This is a genomic window from Bacillus thuringiensis (genome assembly GCF_001595725.1).
Lineage (GTDB): Bacteria > Bacillota > Bacilli > Bacillales > Bacillaceae_G > Bacillus_A > Bacillus_A thuringiensis_K.
Genome location: NZ_CP014282.1, coordinates 4,215,604 through 4,231,974, shown reverse-complemented (window position 1 = coordinate 4,231,974; position 16,371 = coordinate 4,215,604). Strand labels below are relative to the sequence as shown.

Below are 16,371 nucleotides of genomic sequence, written 5' to 3'. Positions count from 1 at the left end.
ATAGCATTAAAAAAGCACAGAGAATGATAAAAACTCTGTGCTTTACATTAATAAACGAGAAATCCTGCTTTATCTAACGCCTCACAAGCAGCATCTAACTTTTCTTTAGAATCTGCCTCAATTGTATGTAAGTGAATACCATCTGTTAGTTGTGAAAGATAGGAAGCATTTGTGTTTTCGATTTTTTGTAAATATTGCTCTACATCAAAGCGATTGCTTACCATGATGGATGCTGTTAAGTCACCGTATACAGGATGCTCAACTTTTACATCTTTAATCGTAACGCCGTGGTCAACAAGCATTGTAAGTTCTTGACGTACTTCTGCTGGTTTGTGCTGGCATACGATTACGCGTTCAAAAGCTTGTTGTTTCTCTTGTGGTTTTAGATATAAATAGCCTTGGGCAGTCGCAATAATTGGTTCGTTTCGTGCTTTAAGCAAGGAAATATCTTGCACGATAACTTGCCTACTTACGTTTGTCTTCTTCGATAGTTCATTCCCAGATAACGGCTCATTTGCAGCGAGAAGCCACTGAAGGATAAGCTGTCGTCTTTCTTCACCTAAAATCTTTTTTTGGTCATTTTGTTTCATTATGATTTAACACCTCTATAAAATTGATTTCCAATTGTGTGTAGTGCATGAATAGTAGTATCAATTTGATCTTTCGTTGTTTGTTGTCCGAAAGAGAAGCGGACATATTGTTTGGCCTCTTCATACGTTTTTCCAATTGCAAGCATAGTTTTCGAAGGTTCTTGTTTACCGACTTGGCAAGCACTTCCGGTGGAAATGGCGATACCATGGCGATTACATTCTAGCATAGTATATTGACCTTCTATTCCTTTTATTGTAACCCCAACAATATGTGGTAAACAAGAAGTAGAATGACCTTCTACTTCAATTTCTAGCGGAAGGGTTTGTATTTGCCCTAAAAAGTAGGAGCGTAACTCTTTAAAACGTAAACTTTCTTCCCATTGAGTTTTTAATATATTTTCAGCAGCTGTTAAAAAAGATGCGATGCCGGGAACGTTCACTGTACCTGGGCGAAATCCCTTTTCGTGAGAAGTTCCCGGAAATACTTGCTCCCAGCGAGATTGCGGATTTATGTAGCAAGCGCCGACACCTTTTGGTCCGTATATTTTATGTGCTGAAACAGAAAGACTATCAATGCCCATCTCAAAAACATGGATAGGCAGTTTACCAAACGTTTGCACACAATCTGTATGAAATAAAATATTATATTTTTTTAAAAGTGCCCCGATTTCTGTAATGTTTTGAACGGTTCCGATTTCAGAGTTTCCATGCTGTATACTTGCTAGCACAGTATCTTCTGTAATAGCTGCCTCTAAATCTACTAAACAAAGGAGTCCGCTTTTATCAACAGGAATTTCAGTGATCGTATAGCCTTTTGATTTTAGAGATTGAAAATAACTTCGAATGGATGCATGTTCCATAGGTGTCGTAATAATATGCTTCTTAGTTTGGGCATTTAGAAGTGATTGAATCGCAAGATAGTTTGATTCCGATCCGCCACTTGTGAAAAATACTCCTTGTTCTTTTCCTCCAATCATTTCCGCAAATGTTTTTCGGCAAACTTGTAATAAAGAAGCAGCTGTTCCTCCAATATCATGTAAACTTTGTTCATTTCCGAAGTATTGCGACGCTGCTTTCATATATGTTTGTAACGCTTCCTCGCTCATAGGTGTAGTAGCTGCATAGTCAAGATATATCATCATGTAAGTTCCTCTCTCTAGTAAGAGTTACAGTTCTTTTACTTTTTAAATGGTAGTGAAAATAAGAATTATAAAAAAACTCTTGTCATTATTTTAAAACTATGTAAATATAGGTGTCAAGACAGTTGAAAAGTGTAAAGTAGGAGGCAACAATTATGCCAAGTGCAGATGTCTTAATTATTGGAAGTGGTGTTGCGGCACTTCGTGTTGCAAAAGAGATTTGTCACGAAAAGAATGTGATTATTATCACAAAGGAGACGAAACGTAATAATAATACACATTTAGCTCAAGGTGGAATTGCCGCAGCAGTAGCTACATACGACAATCCTAATGATCATTTTGAAGATACGTTAGTAGCAGGGTGTCATTATAACAATGAAGAAGTGGTCCGTTATTTAGTTGAGGAAGGACCGAAAGAAATTAATAACCTTATTGAAAATGGGATGAAATTTGATGGAGATGAAACAGGTCCTCATCTTGGAAAAGAAGGAGCGCATCGAAAACGTCGTATTGTACATGCAGGTGGCGATGCAACAGGAAAGAATTTATTAGAGCATCTTATTCAAGAAGTAGCTCCATATGTTACGGTAGTGGAACAGGAAATGGTGCTCGATTTTATTATAGAAAAAGATAAATGTGTTGGGGCTTTAACTCGCAACAATAAAGGCGAATTGAAACGTTACAATGCAGATTATACGGTGTTAGCTTCAGGTGGTATTGGCAGTTTATACGCCTTTACTTCTAATGATGAGACGATTACAGGCGATGGACTTGCAATGGTGTACCGTGCAGGTGGAGAGCTTGTAGATTTAGAGTTTATACAATTTCATCCGACGATGTTATACGCGGGTGGGCGTTGTTCTGGTCTTGTGTCCGAAGCTGTTCGCGGAGAAGGAGCTGTCCTTATAAATGGAAAAGGGCAGCGTTTTATGATGGATATACATTCCGAACAGGATTTAGCGCCTCGTGATGTAGTCGCAAGGGCTATTCATGAACAGCTACTTGCGGGTGAAAAAGTGTACTTAAACATCGAAATGATTCAAAACTTTGAACAACGCTTTCCGACCGTGTCATCGATATGTAAAACAAATGGAGTCGATATAAATAAAAAACTTATTCCAGTCGTGCCTGGTACTCATTTTCACATGGGCGGCGTGAAAACGAACTGTGATGGAGAGACGTCTATTTCGAACTTATACGCAGTCGGTGAAGTAGCTTGTAACGGGGTTCATGGTGCAAATAGATTAGCGAGTAATTCATTATTAGAAGGTCTTGTGTTTGGAAAAAGAATCGGACGACATATTTTATCTAGAGAGACAAAAGAAAAGGTGAATATGCTAGCCGAAAAGGAAGCAACGTTTATCGTTCTGAATCATTTACCGACGAAAGAAGAAATACAAAAATGCATGATGAAATATGTTGGGATTGTGCGAACAGAGCAAAGTTTATCTTATGCGAAGAGATGGCTTAGTAAGTATGGTGTTCGAAATATGATATTACAACATGATGTTCTTACGAATGAAGAGATAACGCTTATTAATATGTTAACGGTTTGTGAGCTTATAGTTGTGTCAGCCTTGCAAAGAGAAGAAAGTATTGGCGGGCATTACCGGAGTGATTATCCAGATAGAAATATAGGAAAGAAAGAGATTGTTCGAGTAAAGAGAAAACGACAACTTGTGTGATGAGGGGAAGAGGGGCTTTATGAACACGATAAAAGTTAAAGAAGCATTAAATCGATTTTTTTTAGAAGATATAGGGGAAAGAGATGTAACATCTCAGGTTATTTTTCCAGATAATTTGCTTTCGAAAGGAACGTTTCTTGCGAAGGATACAGGGGTCTTTGCAGGACGTTTAGTAATTGAATCAGGATTTAAATTAATTGATGAGAGAATTGAAGTAGAGCTTCATAAAAAAGATGGGGACCTTGTAGAAAAAGGCGAAATCATTGCAACTGTGCAAGGTCCAATTGCATCGTTATTAACAGCAGAGCGCGTTATATTAAACGTTATTCAGCGTATGAGCGGAATAGCGACGATGACGCATAAAGCGGTTCTTGCTTTAGATAGTAGTCATACTCGCATTTGTGATACGCGAAAAACGATGCCAGGACTACGTATGTTTGATAAGCATGCAGTCGTGTGCGGCGGTGGATTTAATCATCGCTTCGGTTTATATGATGGGGTCATGATTAAAGACAATCATATTGCGTTTGCTAGTTCTATTACAAAAGCTGTTACATCAGTGAAAGAAAAGTTAGGACATATGGTGAAAGTAGAAGTAGAAACAGAAACTGAGGAACAGGTGAGAGAGGCTGTTGCTGCTGGTGCGGATATTATTATGTTCGATAATCGTACGCCAGATGAAATTCGGGAGTTTTCAAAAATTGTACCAAGCGCTATCGTTACAGAAGCTTCAGGTGGCATCACAATTGAAGATTTATCGAAATACGGAAAAACAGGGGTAGATTATATTTCACTTGGAGCGTTAACACATTCAGTGAAAGCACTTGATATTAGTTTCAATATTGAAGGGTAAGGAAAGTGGCTTAGAGGGGGAGAAACGTATATGAGTATTTTAGAACAAGTACAGCCAATTGAAACGATGTTACCAGAGCGTTATTACACGATGTCAACGGAAGATATGGAAAATCGGGTTCGTGAAATTAAAGAGAAAATGGGGAAAATGTTATTCATTCCAGGGCATCATTATCAAAAAGATGAAGTGGTACAATTTTCAGATGCAGCAGGGGATTCACTTCAGCTTGCGCAAGTTGCAGCGAGCAATAAAGACGCAAAATATATTGTGTTTTGCGGGGTGCACTTTATGGCGGAAACAGCAGATATGTTAACGACAGATGATCAAGTTGTCATCTTACCAGATATGCGTGCAGGTTGTTCGATGGCGGATATGGCAGATATTGAACAAACAGAAAGAGCGTGGAAAGAGCTCACAAAATTATTTGGAGATACGATGATTCCGTTAACGTATGTTAACTCTACAGCTGCAATTAAAGCGTTTTGCGGTCGTAATGGCGGAGCAACAGTAACTTCTTCTAATGCAAAGCAAATGGTATCTTGGGCGTTTACTCAAAAAGAACGTCTCGTCTTTTTACCAGACCAACATTTAGGGAGAAATACAGCGTACGATTTAGGTATCCCGTTAGATAAAATGGCAGTATGGGACCCACACACAGATTCATTAGAGTACGATGGAGATATAGAAGAAATTCAAGTGATTTTATGGAAAGGACATTGTTCTGTTCATCAAAACTTTACAGTGAAAAACATTGAGAACGTACGGAAAAATCATCCGGACATGAACATTATTGTACATCCAGAATGTTGCTACGAAGTTGTAGCTGCTTCGGATTATGCAGGTTCAACGAAATATATTATTGATATGATTGAAGCGGCTCCATCTGGAAGTAAATGGGCGATTGGTACAGAAATGAATTTAGTGAATCGAATTATTAAGCAACATCCAGATAAAGAAATTGTTTCGCTTAATCCATTTATGTGTCCGTGTTTAACGATGAACCGAATTGATTTGCCGCACTTATTATGGGCACTTGAAATGATAGAAAGAGGAGAAGTAATTAACGTTATTAGCGTAGATAAACAAGTGACTGAAGAGGCAGTTCTTGCATTAAATCGTATGTTAGAGCGTGTGTAAAGCAGCGGATTCCCGTTGCTTTTTTTCGTACATATAATCATAACGAGAACAAAATGGGCATACATTGTTTTGAAGAAATCATTGTGGTTCTTTATGCTTATTCCGCTTCTAATGATATTGAAAATCGAAGAAGTGATAAAAGTGAAAAGAAGTTAATGTTATTTAGAAAAAGAGTTACTTCATGAGATTTGTTACTTATAGATAAGTTATACAGGAGGGGGAAAATTTGAAAATTCATATCGTGCAAAAAGGGGATACCCTTTGGAAAATTGCGAAAAAGTACGGAGTGGATTTTGACACGTTGAAAAAAACAAATACACAACTTAGTAATCCAGATTTAATCATGCCAGGTATGAAAATTAAAGTGCCATCAAAGAGTGTTCACATGAAACAACAGGCTGGAGCAGGTTCAGCGCCTCCAAAGCAATACGTAAAAGAAGTGCAGCAAAAAGAATTTGCAGCAACACCAACTCCGCTTGGAATAGAAGATGAGGAAGAAGTTACGTATCAATCAGCACCAATTACACAGCAGCCAGCTATGCAACAAACACAAAAAGAAGTGCAAGTAAAACCGCAGAAGGAGATGCAGGTAAAGCCGCAAAAAGAAGTACAGGTGAAACCGCAAAAAGAGGTACAGGTGAAACCGCAAAAAGAAGTGCAAAAAGAACAGCCAATTCAAAAAGAAAAACCAGTTGAAAAACCGTCTGTTATTCAAAAACCACCTGTGATAGAAAAACAAAAACCGGCGGAAAAAGAAAACACGAAGTTTTCGGTAAATGTATTACCGCAGCCGCCACAACCACCAATAAAACCGAAAAAAGAATATAAAATTTCAGATGTAATAAAAAAAGGAAGCGAGTTAATTGCTCCTCAAATTAGTAAAATGAAACCTAACAATATCATTTCTCCGCAAACGAAAAAAAACAATATAGTATCGCCGCAAGTGAAGAAAGAAAATGTAGGAAATATAGTATCGCCGCAAGTGAAGAAAGAAAATGTAGGAAATATAGTATCGTCGCAAGTGAAGAAAGAAAATGTAGGAAATATAGTATCGCCGCAAGTGAAAAAAGAAAATGTAGGGAATATAGTGTCACCGCAAGTGAAAAAAGAAAATGTAGGGAATATAGTATCGCCAAATGTATCGAAAGAAAATGTAGTTATTCCACAAGTCATACCGCCAAATATTCAAATGCCAATCATGGATAACAACCAACCACCGAATATAATGCCAATCATGGATAACAACCAGCCACCGAATATAATGCCAATCATGGATAACAGCCAGCCACCGAATATAATGCCAATTATGGATAACAACCAGCCACCGAATATAATGCCAATTATGGATAACAACCAGCCGCCGAATGTAATGCCGATTATGGATAACAATCAAATGCCGAATATGATGCCGATCATGGATAACAATCAAATGCCGAATATGATGCCGATTATGGATAACAATCAAATGCCGAATATGATGCCGATTATGGATAACAACCAGCCACCGAATATAATGCCAATTATGGATAACAACCAGCCGCCGAATGTAATGCCGATTATGGATAACAATCAAATGCCGAATATGATGCCGATTATGGATAACAATCAACCACCAAATATGATGCCCTATCAAATGCCGTATCAACAGCCCATGATGCCGCCGAATCCGTATTATCAACAACCAAATCCATATCAAATGCCATATCAGCAAGGAGCGCCGTTTGGACCGCAATATACGTCTATGCCAAACCCGAATATGATGCCAATGGATAATAATATGCCGCCGCTTGTGCAGGGTGAGGAAGATTGTGGATGCGGAGGAGAAAGTAGACTATATAGTCCACAACCAGGCGGTCCGCAATATGCGAATCCTTTATATTACCAACCAACTCAGTCTGCATATGCACCACAGCCAGGAACGATGTATTATCAACCAGATCCACCGAATGTATTTGGAGAGCCCGTTTCAGAAGAAGAGGACGAAGAAGAAGTTTAAAAAGGCGGGAGTATTCCCGCCTTTTTTACATTCCTGTTAATTAAGAAAATGAAGTTTTTTTATGAAGTGCTAGAAAATTCCCAGTGAAATATTAACAGTGTAAAAACCTTCTCGGTTACTCATCATAAGAGGGAGCTTTTCAGTAGAGAAGCTCATTCTAACAGAGGGGGTTTTTGTATTGAATACGAAAGTAAAAGTGATTGCTGCTTCTTTGTTAGTTACCAGTGCATTAGCTGCATGTGGTACACCGAAAGATAACAATGCAATGGATGGACGTAACTACAATTACGAACGTACATCTTATAATGATACACACCAGTATCGTGATAATGTGACACGTAATGATCGTTATACAGATTATGTAACATATAGAAATGGTCGTAACGATACAGGATACAATTATTATCGAGATGTAAATTACAATGGACAAATTGCTAATCCGCATCCAACTCGTAATATTACAATGAACAATTCATACATTAACAATGATGGTAAAACAGCTGAAAGAATAACAAATCGTGTGAAACGTATGAATAACGTAGACCGTGTGTCTACAGTTGTATATGGAAACGATGTAGCGATTGCGGTAAAACCACGTAACACAGTGACAAATGAAACGGCGATGGCGAACGAAATTCGTCAAGCGGTTTCAAATGAAGTTGGAAACAGAAACGTATATGTTTCTGTAAGAAATGATATGTTTACTCGTGTCGATGCAATGAGTACGCGTCTACGTAACGGTACAGTTACAAACGATTTTAATCGTGACATAGTGAATATGTTCCGAGACATTCGTTACGGTTTAACTGGTACAGTGCGATAACAAAACAAAAGAGGAAGGGTGAGCCCTTCCTCTTTATTCATCGTTGTCTTGTAAACGACGTTTTTTAATAAAATAACTAACGGAGTAAGAAACTAAAAAGCATATGAAAAGAATACTACCTGTTAAAATAGCTTCAAACAGTGGTCTTTCTGGACTGAAAATAATATAAATAATAGCCATAACGATTCCTACAATAAGGGAGCGGAAGACAAGTTTATAATAAGGAGTTGACTTTATTTCCTTTTCACTTTCTTCTACATCGATTGAAACACTTAACTGTAAATAACTAAGGACGATACTTGTAAGAATAAATAATAGCCATAATGGAGATTTCGTAATTTGATCCATTCCTTCAGTGAATCCGATATAGCCTAAAATGCCAATTATACCAAGCGATTGAAAAAGAAAGGCAATACGTATGTTTTTTAATGTTTTCAGAATGAGACGTTCATCCTTTATTTTTTTCACAATATCCATCTCCTGTTTATTATGATTTCGCTGTTATATTAATTGTAACATATATATTACTTTTATCAATTTATAATTTACATATTATTCAGTTGGATAAAAGAGGGAATAAAATATTTTTATAAACATGTTGCACTTATAATTTATTAATGTTATATTAACAAAGCGATGAGCTAATTTACGTAAGACGAGAGATATGCTTAAGTGCTAAACACGCGAATGTGGTCGCCTGGTCTCTCGCCGTAAACGCATCAAGACGCCTGCTTTGCAGGCGTCTTTCATTTTATATAAAAGTAAATGATACATGCAGATGAGGTAAACCCTTATCTGCATTTTTTATTTTTCGAAAGAAATGTAATATGGATAAAACCCCCATTTCCGGAAAAACTACTAATGAAAGTATGATCTTGCCTAAAAGAGGTGAACGGAAATGAAATGGATACTGATTGCGATGCAAGCTTTCGTTATGATGTTTTGTTTCGTTTATGGAACGAATGTGAAGGCGGAAGGGCCAGTACCAGAAGTAACGAAAAAAGAACCTGAGGTTACAATTTTATTAGAGCGTATGTATGTTGATGGCGAAGTAAGCGAAGAAATACTTACAGAAAAAGTGACGGATTTAGAAAAGTTTTTACAGCAGTATAAAGAATGGCAGCTCGTTGATCGTGATGATGTACAAATTGTATTGCAAAAGAAAGTTGATGATATTTCTCCGTTATTGAAAACGAGCGGGTATTTTGGTGTTTCAGAGGAAGGGATATTACAAATTTTCAAAGGTGTACCGAAAAGTGATAATGCGATCCATTCTTTCTTTCAAATTGATATGAAAAAGCTTGAGAGCTATGAACGTGCGAAATTGAAACGTGGCATTCGTATTAAATCAAAAGAAGGTTTTGTGAAGACGATTGAAAAAATGAAGCAATACGCAGTTCAGAGTAAGAAAAAAAGCAGCTCATGGTGAGCTGCTTTTTTTTCTTATTTGTTTTTAGCTAAAATTTCTTTTGCGATTTCATCAATTAGCATATCTTTTCCGATTGGATTGAATGCTTTCGTATTGAAGACTTCATTTGATACTTCATATACGTGATTATTTTTAACTGCTTTATTGTCTTTCCAAACGGCACTGTTTTTGTAGTCTTCGTAAACTTTATCAGCTTCGCCGCCGAAGTTTACAATAAACATTTGGTCAGGCTGGAATGCAACTAGACCTTCTAGTGATACTTGCGCCATCGTTTGTTTTAAATCCGTACCTTTTGTTGCTGGAAGTTTTAAGTCATTAAAGATGATGTCACCGTATCCGAAGCTACCGTATACACGGAAGTTTTGTGGTGTAACTGCAACGAACATAAAGTTCTCATCTTTTGTTTTCTCTTTAATTTTTTTAGATAAAGAGTCTGCTTTCTTATCGTAGTCTGCAATCCATTTGTCTGCTTTCTTCTCTTCGTCAAATAGCTTACCTACTTCTTTAAACTTACCACGCCAGTCTTCTAAGTTTGTTTCTAGAACAACTGTAGGTGCAACCTTTTCTAGTTGATCATAAATTTTTAATTGACGGTTGTTTAAAATAATTAAGTCTGGTTTTAAAGCAGTAACAGCTTCTAAATCAACTTTAGGTGCCCAGTACCAACCTACTGCTTTTACTCCATCTAACTTGTCTGTTAAGTGAGTTTGGATTTTATCTTTATATGTATTTGCTGTACCAACAGGTTTGTGTCCAAGAAGTAATAGTTCTTCTGTTGATCCAGATAAGTCAACAATTCTCTTTGGATTTACTGGAATTGTAGCTTCACCTTTAGCATGTTTTACAACTTTTGTTTTCGGTTGTTCTTTTGCCTTCGATTCTTCTTTTTGAGAAGAACAGCCAACGATAGAAAGAACAACGAGCATAATAGTAAATAAAATAAATAGCTTACGTTTCATCCTGATGCAACCCCTTTAATTAGTATTGATAATCATTATCGACTTCTGTATATTAAGGTGCTTTAACCTTTCTGTCAATGGAAAATAACAGAAGTTTCAAGTGGAGAACATTTGTTGGGGCAGTCTCGCTTTTCTATCATTAAATATGTTAAAATGGAATACATGATTTAAGAGGGAGAGATCGTATTTTGTTTGAATATGTTACAGGTTACGTGGAGTATGTAGGGCCGGAATATGTCGTAATTGATCATAATGGAATTGGTTATCAAATTTTCACACCAAATCCGTATGTATTTCAAAGAAGTAAGCAAGAAATCCGTGTCTATACATATCATTATGTGAGAGAAGATATTATGGCACTTTACGGGTTTAAAACACGTGAAGAGCGTTTATTATTTACAAAGTTGTTAGGCGTGTCTGGCATTGGGCCAAAAGGAGCTCTTGCAATTTTAGCTTCTGGTCAAACAGGACAGGTCGTTCAAGCGATTGAGCATGAAGATGAGAAGTTTTTAGTGAAATTCCCAGGCGTCGGAAAGAAAACAGCACGCCAAATGATTTTAGATTTAAAAGGAAAACTAGCAGATGTCGTACCAGATGCATTTGTTGATTTATTCTCAGACACAGAACGTTTTGATGAGAAGAAAGGTTCATCAGCTGAGCTTGATGAGGCACTGGAAGCTCTCCGCGCACTTGGATACGCAGAACGCGAAGTTTCTCGTGTTGTACCAGAGTTATTAAAAGAATCATTAACGACGGATCAGTATATTAAAAAGGCACTTAGTCTTTTACTAAATGGTAAGAGGTGAGTATAATGGACGAACGTCTCCTTTCAGGGGAATCTGCATATGAAGATGCGGATTTAGAATATTCATTACGGCCACAGACGCTCCGTCAGTATATTGGCCAAGATAAAGCAAAACATAATTTAGAAGTATTTATTGAAGCGGCGAAAATGCGTGAAGAAACGTTAGATCACGTGCTTTTATATGGACCACCAGGTCTTGGTAAAACGACGCTTGCGAATATTATTGCCAATGAGATGGGCGTTAATGTTAGAACAACTTCAGGTCCCGCAATTGAAAGACCAGGAGATTTAGCTGCTGTATTAACAGCGCTTCAGCCAGGGGATGTATTATTTATTGATGAAATTCATCGTTTGCATAGATCAATTGAAGAAGTATTGTATCCTGCGATGGAAGACTTTTGCCTTGATATTGTAATTGGAAAAGGGCCTTCAGCACGTTCTGTACGCCTAGATTTACCGCCATTTACATTAGTTGGAGCAACAACACGTGCTGGAGCATTATCGGCACCGCTTCGTGACCGCTTCGGTGTACTTTCAAGGTTAGAGTACTACACAGTAGATCAGCTTTCTGCGATTGTTGAACGTACAGCAGAAGTATTTGAAGTTGAAATCGATTCGTTAGCTGCATTAGAAATTGCAAGACGTGCTCGTGGTACACCTCGTATTGCGAATCGTCTTTTAAGACGTGTACGTGATTTCGCGCAAGTTCGTGGTAACGGAACGGTTACGATGGAAATTACACAAATGGCATTAGAGCTACTGCAAGTAGATAAATTAGGTCTAGATCATATTGATCATAAATTACTGCTTGGTATTATTGAGAAATTCCGTGGCGGTCCAGTTGGATTAGAAACGGTTTCAGCAACAATTGGAGAAGAATCTCATACGATTGAAGATGTGTATGAGCCGTATTTATTACAAATTGGCTTTTTACAACGAACGCCAAGGGGCCGAATTGTAACGCCGCTTGCGTATGAACATTTCGGAATGGAGATACCAAAAGTATGATGGAGATGCCCAAAATGCTTATTACAGCGGGAATCTTACTCATCGTTGTTGGATTAGCTTGGAAGTTCATTGGCAGGCTTCCAGGCGATATTTTTGTGAAAAAAGGAAACGTTACCTTTTATTTTCCTATCATTACATGTATTGTGTTAAGTATTGTACTATCTTTTATTATGTATATAATAAATCGATTTAAATAAGAAATAGGTGGATATAGCTATGGATATAAATCTGTTTGATTTTCATTTACCAGAAGAACTTATTGCACAAGTCCCGTTAGAAGATCGTGAAACATCAAGATTAATGGTGTTAGACCGTGAAACAGGTGATATTGAGCATAAACATTTTACGGACATTCTTTCTTACTTACATGAGGGGGATTGCTTAGTTTTAAATGAAACGAAAGTTATGCCTGCTCGTTTGCACGGTGTGAAAGAAGATACAGGCGCGCACATTGAAGTACTTCTTTTAAAACAAGAAGAAGGCGATAAGTGGGAAACGCTTGTAAAGCCAGCGAAACGTGTAAAAGAAGGAACTGTTATCTCTTTTGGCGAAGGGAAATTAAAAGCAACTTGCACAGGAACTGCAGATCAAGGTGGACGTCAGCTTGAATTTTCATATGACGGCATCTTCTATGAAATTTTAGATGAACTTGGGGAAATGCCACTTCCTCCATATATTAAAGAGACGCTAGAAGATCGCGATCGCTATCAAACAGTATATGCGAAAGAAATCGGTTCAGCAGCAGCGCCGACTGCGGGACTTCACTTTACAGAAGAGTTACTTGAGAAGTTAAAGCAAAAAGGCGTTCAGTTGGCATTCATTACACTTCACGTAGGGCTTGGAACATTTAGACCAGTTTCTGCAGACACGATTGAAGAACACCATATGCACGCAGAATATTACCATATGTCTGAAGAGACAGCGGCATTATTAAATCGTGTGAAAGAGAATGGTGGACGTATTATTACTGTAGGTACGACATCAACTCGTACGTTAGAAACAATTGCAACAGATCATGACGGTAAGCTTTGCGCCGCTTCTGGATGGACAGATATTTTCATGTATCCGGGATATGAATTTAAAGCAATTGATGGTTTAATTACAAACTTCCACTTGCCGAAATCAACATTAATCATGCTTGTAAGTGCATTTGCAAATAGAGATAATGTACTTCATGCTTATAATGAAGCAGTAAAAGAAAAATATCGTTTCTTTAGCTTCGGTGATGCAATGTTCGTTGCATCTCACGCTAAAATGAGAAACAAATAAAAGGAGTAAGTTATGACAGCAATTCGTTATGAATTTATTAAGACATGTAAACAAACGGGTGCCCGTTTAGGTCGTGTGCATACACCGCACGGTTCATTTGATACACCAACATTTATGCCAGTTGGTACACTTGCGACAGTTAAGACAATGTCACCGGAAGAATTAAAAGCAATGGATTCTGGCATTATTTTAAGTAATACGTATCATTTATGGCTACGTCCAGGTCATGAAATTATTCGTGAAGCAGGCGGCTTGCATAAATTTATGAACTGGGATCGTGCAATCTTAACAGACTCTGGTGGTTTCCAAGTATTCAGTTTAAGTGACTTCCGTCGTATTGAAGAGGAAGGCGTTCACTTCCGTAATCACTTAAATGGAGATAAATTATTCTTATCACCAGAAAAAGCGATGGAAATCCAAAATGCATTAGGTTCGGATATTATGATGGCATTTGATGAGTGTCCGCCATTCCCGGCTACTTTTGAATATATGAAGAAATCTGTAGAGCGTACGAGCCGCTGGGCAGAACGTTGCTTAAAAGCGCATGAACGTCCGCAAGATCAAGGTTTATTCGGTATTGTACAGGGCGGGGAGTACGAAGAGCTTCGTCGTCAAAGTGCGAAAGACCTTGTTTCAATGGACTTCCCTGGTTACGCTGTAGGTGGTTTATCTGTTGGTGAACCGAAAGATATTATGAACCGTGTACTTGAGTTTACAACACCACTTCTTCCAGATAATAAGCCTCGTTACTTAATGGGTGTAGGTTCTCCTGACTCATTAATCGATGGTGCAATTCGTGGTATTGATATGTTTGACTGTGTACTTCCAACTCGTATCGCTCGAAATGGTACATGTATGACAAGTGAAGGTCGACTCGTTGTAAAAAATGCGAAATTCGCAAGAGACTTCGGTCCGCTTGATCCAAACTGTGATTGCTACACATGTAAAAACTACTCACGTGCGTATATTCGTCACTTAATGAAATGTGATGAAACGTTCGGAATTCGTTTAACGTCTTATCACAACCTTCATTTTCTGTTAAACTTAATGGAGCAGGTGAGACAAGCTATTCGTGAAGACCGTCTTGGCGATTTCCGCGAAGAGTTCTTTGAACAGTATGGCTTTAATAAACCGAATGCTAAAAACTTCTAATACATAATTTAAAAGGAGGAACAAAAGATGAATGCAGGTATGATGAATATCGTTATGATCGTTGCGATGTTTGCGATTTTCTATTTCTTATTAATTCGCCCGCAACAAAAACGTCAAAAAGCAGTTGCTCAAATGCAAAGTGAGTTAGCAAAAGGTGATGCTATCGTAACAATCGGTGGTTTACACGGCACAATCGAATCAGTAGATGAGACAAAAATCGTTATTAAATCTGGTGGTTCACACTTAACTTTCGATCGCAATGCGATTCGTGAAGTTGTGAAAAACTAATGTGGAAGGCCCTGCATGAAATGTGCAGGGCCTTTTTTAGTTACTTTGCTTTGACATATTTACACCGAAAATACCACCGAGTGTACTCGCCCCCATTAATGCTAATTGATATAGTAATTGTGAGTTCGATAAGGTTTGAGAAAAGCCTAAATAGTTAACTAGAAAGACGAGTATAGTGAACGTGAGCCCTGTTGTGAAACCTACTAGCCAACCTTTTCCTTGAGTCTTTTTGCCGGCAGTAAATCCAGACATAAGCATAGATAAAAGAGCGAGTATAAAAATAGTAACGGTTAATGTCCCTTCATTTATATTCGTAAACTTTAATAAAAGAGCCATAATCATACTAGTAATAGATGCGAGAATTAGTAGCGTAACAATACCGAAGCCAATTGCAGTTGATAATTTTTTCGTTCCATCCATTTATGCATTCCCCCTTTTTAATACAAGCATATTTTCCTTTTGCCCAAGTTAGACTAGTTTCTTTTTTATAGGGGAGTCTATACGTAAAAAAGGAGATGTAGGAATGGAATGGATATCGGTAATTGGACGGACAATGCTTTTGTATATCATTATCTTAATTATTTTTCGTCTTATGGGTAAACGTGAGATAGGAGAGCTAAGTGTATTAGATTTAGTCGTATTTATTATGCTTGGAGAAATGGCTGTAGTAGCAATTGAAAATACCGATAAATCACTTTGGCATCAATTAGTTCCGATGGCTTTTCTTATGTGCATACAAATCATTTTGTCAGTCATTTCATTAAAGTTTCAACGATTTCGGCATTTAATAGAAGGTGAACCAGCAATTATTATTAATGCGGGAAAGATTGCTGAAAAAAAGATGAGAAACCAGCGATATAATATTGATGATTTAATGATGCAATTAAGGGAACAAGGAGTTGGAGATATTCGGGATGTAGAATATGCTATTTTGGAACCGTCTGGGAAGTTATCTGTCTTTCAAAAACAAAAAAATAAACAAGATACATTGCGGTTTACGCTTCCTCTTATTATTGATGGAGAAATTCAATCTAGCCATTTACAAATGATTGAGCATACAGATGAATGGCTTATTGAGAAATTAAAAAACTTAGGTTATAACGATATAACACAAATTTTATACTGTAGTTTTCAAAACGGACAATTTTTTGTTGATTTAAAAGAAAATTAGATACTTATTCTTTGAAAGAGTAAGAATGATTAGTGTAACTAATAATCAGTGGAGATTACCCCACTGA

Annotated in this window: 17 protein-coding genes and 1 pseudogene; 13 read left to right on the top strand and 5 right to left on the bottom strand. The window is 37.5% G+C overall.

Going from position 1 to position 16,371, the window contains the following annotated elements:
- Positions 1-47: 47 nt before the first annotated feature.
- Together AXW78_RS21150 and AXW78_RS21145 are read right to left on the bottom strand one after the other, a co-directional pair.
- Positions 48-590 (bottom strand): transcription repressor NadR, encoded by a 543-nt coding sequence (locus AXW78_RS21150; protein WP_000812240.1) that lies wholly within the window; start codon positions 588-590, stop codon positions 48-50.
- Positions 590-1,732, bottom strand: a complete 1,143-nt coding sequence (locus AXW78_RS21145) for an IscS subfamily cysteine desulfurase (protein WP_061884599.1) — start codon at positions 1,730-1,732, stop codon at positions 590-592. The genes AXW78_RS21150 and AXW78_RS21145 overlap by 1 nt, the downstream gene beginning before the upstream one ends.
- Positions 1,733-1,884: 152 nt before the next feature.
- Here AXW78_RS21145 and nadB point away from each other — a divergent pair, with 152 nt between their 5' ends.
- The 5 genes and pseudogenes from nadB (at position 1,885) to AXW78_RS21120 (ending at position 8,223) form a co-directional block, all read left to right on the top strand.
- Positions 1,885-3,414, top strand: coding sequence for an L-aspartate oxidase (nadB, locus tag AXW78_RS21140; RefSeq protein WP_001138534.1), 1,530 nt, complete (start codon positions 1,885-1,887; stop codon positions 3,412-3,414).
- Positions 3,415-3,433: 19 nt separating this feature from the next.
- Positions 3,434-4,267, top strand: coding sequence for a carboxylating nicotinate-nucleotide diphosphorylase (nadC, locus tag AXW78_RS21135; protein ID WP_001092248.1), 834 nt, complete (start codon positions 3,434-3,436; stop codon positions 4,265-4,267).
- Positions 4,268-4,297: 30 nt separating this feature from the next.
- Positions 4,298-5,404 (top strand): quinolinate synthase NadA, encoded by a 1,107-nt coding sequence (gene nadA / locus AXW78_RS21130; protein ID WP_000025343.1) that lies wholly within the window; start codon positions 4,298-4,300, stop codon positions 5,402-5,404.
- A gap of 226 nt (positions 5,405-5,630) precedes the next feature.
- Positions 5,631-5,787 (top strand): annotated as a pseudogene (gene safA / locus AXW78_RS35755) (SafA/ExsA family spore coat assembly protein); the annotation flags it as partial.
- A gap of 1,791 nt (positions 5,788-7,578) precedes the next feature.
- Complete coding sequence (locus AXW78_RS21120) at positions 7,579-8,223, top strand: YhcN/YlaJ family sporulation lipoprotein (RefSeq protein ID WP_001093537.1); 645 nt, start codon at positions 7,579-7,581, stop codon at positions 8,221-8,223.
- Between the two features lie 33 nt (positions 8,224-8,256).
- Here AXW78_RS21120 and AXW78_RS21115 read toward each other — a convergent pair whose 3' ends face one another.
- The gene (locus AXW78_RS21115) at positions 8,257-8,691 is read right to left on the bottom strand and encodes a hypothetical protein (protein ID WP_000721216.1); all 435 of its coding nucleotides are present in this window, start codon (positions 8,689-8,691) and stop codon (positions 8,257-8,259) included.
- Between the two features lie 430 nt (positions 8,692-9,121).
- Between AXW78_RS21115 and AXW78_RS21110 the strand changes: the two genes are divergently transcribed.
- Entirely contained in the window at positions 9,122-9,652 is a 531-nt protein-coding gene (locus AXW78_RS21110; RefSeq protein ID WP_000871192.1) for a BofC C-terminal domain-containing protein, read from the top strand.
- 14 nt (positions 9,653-9,666) lie between these two features.
- On the opposite strand, the gene AXW78_RS21105 is transcribed toward AXW78_RS21110, so the two are convergent.
- Entirely contained in the window at positions 9,667-10,611 is a 945-nt protein-coding gene (locus AXW78_RS21105) for an iron-hydroxamate ABC transporter substrate-binding protein (RefSeq protein ID WP_000823612.1), read from the bottom strand.
- 188 nt (positions 10,612-10,799) lie between these two features.
- On the opposite strand from AXW78_RS21105, the gene ruvA reads away from it, so the two are divergent.
- From ruvA to yajC, 6 genes are read left to right on the top strand one after another with little or no spacing between them, the layout of a single operon-like run.
- On the top strand, positions 10,800-11,417 hold the full coding sequence (gene ruvA / locus AXW78_RS21100; RefSeq protein WP_000464511.1) for a Holliday junction DNA helicase RuvA: 618 nt from the start codon (positions 10,800-10,802) through the stop codon (positions 11,415-11,417).
- Between the two features lie 5 nt (positions 11,418-11,422).
- Positions 11,423-12,424 carry a Holliday junction branch migration DNA helicase RuvB gene (gene ruvB / locus AXW78_RS21095; RefSeq protein ID WP_000344449.1) on the top strand — a complete coding sequence of 334 codons (1,002 nt, stop codon included), beginning with the start codon at positions 11,423-11,425 and terminating at the stop codon, positions 12,422-12,424.
- Positions 12,421-12,621 (top strand): DUF2905 domain-containing protein, encoded by a 201-nt coding sequence (locus AXW78_RS21090; RefSeq protein WP_000970410.1) that lies wholly within the window; start codon positions 12,421-12,423, stop codon positions 12,619-12,621. Before ruvB ends, AXW78_RS21090 begins: the two co-directional genes overlap by 4 nt.
- A 19-nt stretch (positions 12,622-12,640) precedes the next feature.
- A complete protein-coding gene (gene queA / locus AXW78_RS21085; protein ID WP_000354014.1) occupies positions 12,641-13,693 on the top strand; it encodes a tRNA preQ1(34) S-adenosylmethionine ribosyltransferase-isomerase QueA in 1,053 nt (350 codons plus the stop codon).
- A gap of 12 nt (positions 13,694-13,705) precedes the next feature.
- A complete protein-coding gene (gene tgt, locus AXW78_RS21080) occupies positions 13,706-14,845 on the top strand; it encodes a tRNA guanosine(34) transglycosylase Tgt (RefSeq protein WP_000125365.1) in 1,140 nt (379 codons plus the stop codon).
- 27 nt (positions 14,846-14,872) lie between these two features.
- A complete protein-coding gene (yajC, locus tag AXW78_RS21075) occupies positions 14,873-15,133 on the top strand; it encodes a preprotein translocase subunit YajC (RefSeq protein ID WP_000991115.1) in 261 nt (86 codons plus the stop codon).
- A gap of 36 nt (positions 15,134-15,169) precedes the next feature.
- On the opposite strand, the gene AXW78_RS21070 is transcribed toward yajC, so the two are convergent.
- On the bottom strand, positions 15,170-15,553 hold the full coding sequence (locus AXW78_RS21070) for a TIGR04086 family membrane protein (protein ID WP_061884597.1): 384 nt from the start codon (positions 15,551-15,553) through the stop codon (positions 15,170-15,172).
- A 103-nt stretch (positions 15,554-15,656) separates the two neighbouring features.
- On the opposite strand from AXW78_RS21070, the gene AXW78_RS21065 reads away from it, so the two are divergent.
- Positions 15,657-16,304: a DUF421 domain-containing protein gene (locus tag AXW78_RS21065; RefSeq protein ID WP_061884596.1), complete on the top strand. Its 648-nt coding sequence runs from the start codon at positions 15,657-15,659 to the stop codon at positions 16,302-16,304.
- Positions 16,305-16,371: the final 67 nt, after the last annotated feature.

Coding starts and splice junctions, on each gene's coding strand:
- nadC (WP_001092248.1), top strand. CDS start 3,434: ATGAACACGATAAAAGTTAAAGAAGCATTAAATCGATTTTTTTTAGAA.
- AXW78_RS21105 (WP_000823612.1), bottom strand. CDS start 10,611: ATGAAACGTAAGCTATTTATTTTATTTACTATTATGCTCGTTGTTCTT.
- ruvB (WP_000344449.1), top strand. CDS start 11,423: ATGGACGAACGTCTCCTTTCAGGGGAATCTGCATATGAAGATGCGGAT.
- AXW78_RS21110 (WP_000871192.1), top strand. CDS start 9,122: ATGAAATGGATACTGATTGCGATGCAAGCTTTCGTTATGATGTTTTGT.
- AXW78_RS21090 (WP_000970410.1), top strand. CDS start 12,421: ATGATGGAGATGCCCAAAATGCTTATTACAGCGGGAATCTTACTCATC.
- tgt (WP_000125365.1), top strand. CDS start 13,706: ATGACAGCAATTCGTTATGAATTTATTAAGACATGTAAACAAACGGGT.
- nadB (WP_001138534.1), top strand. CDS start 1,885: ATGCCAAGTGCAGATGTCTTAATTATTGGAAGTGGTGTTGCGGCACTT.
- AXW78_RS21150 (WP_000812240.1), bottom strand. CDS start 590: ATGAAACAAAATGACCAAAAAAAGATTTTAGGTGAAGAAAGACGACAG.
- nadA (WP_000025343.1), top strand. CDS start 4,298: ATGAGTATTTTAGAACAAGTACAGCCAATTGAAACGATGTTACCAGAG.
- AXW78_RS21145 (WP_061884599.1), bottom strand. CDS start 1,732: ATGATGATATATCTTGACTATGCAGCTACTACACCTATGAGCGAGGAA.
- AXW78_RS21070 (WP_061884597.1), bottom strand. CDS start 15,553: ATGGATGGAACGAAAAAATTATCAACTGCAATTGGCTTCGGTATTGTT.
- yajC (WP_000991115.1), top strand. CDS start 14,873: ATGAATGCAGGTATGATGAATATCGTTATGATCGTTGCGATGTTTGCG.
- queA (WP_000354014.1), top strand. CDS start 12,641: ATGGATATAAATCTGTTTGATTTTCATTTACCAGAAGAACTTATTGCA.
- AXW78_RS21065 (WP_061884596.1), top strand. CDS start 15,657: ATGGAATGGATATCGGTAATTGGACGGACAATGCTTTTGTATATCATT.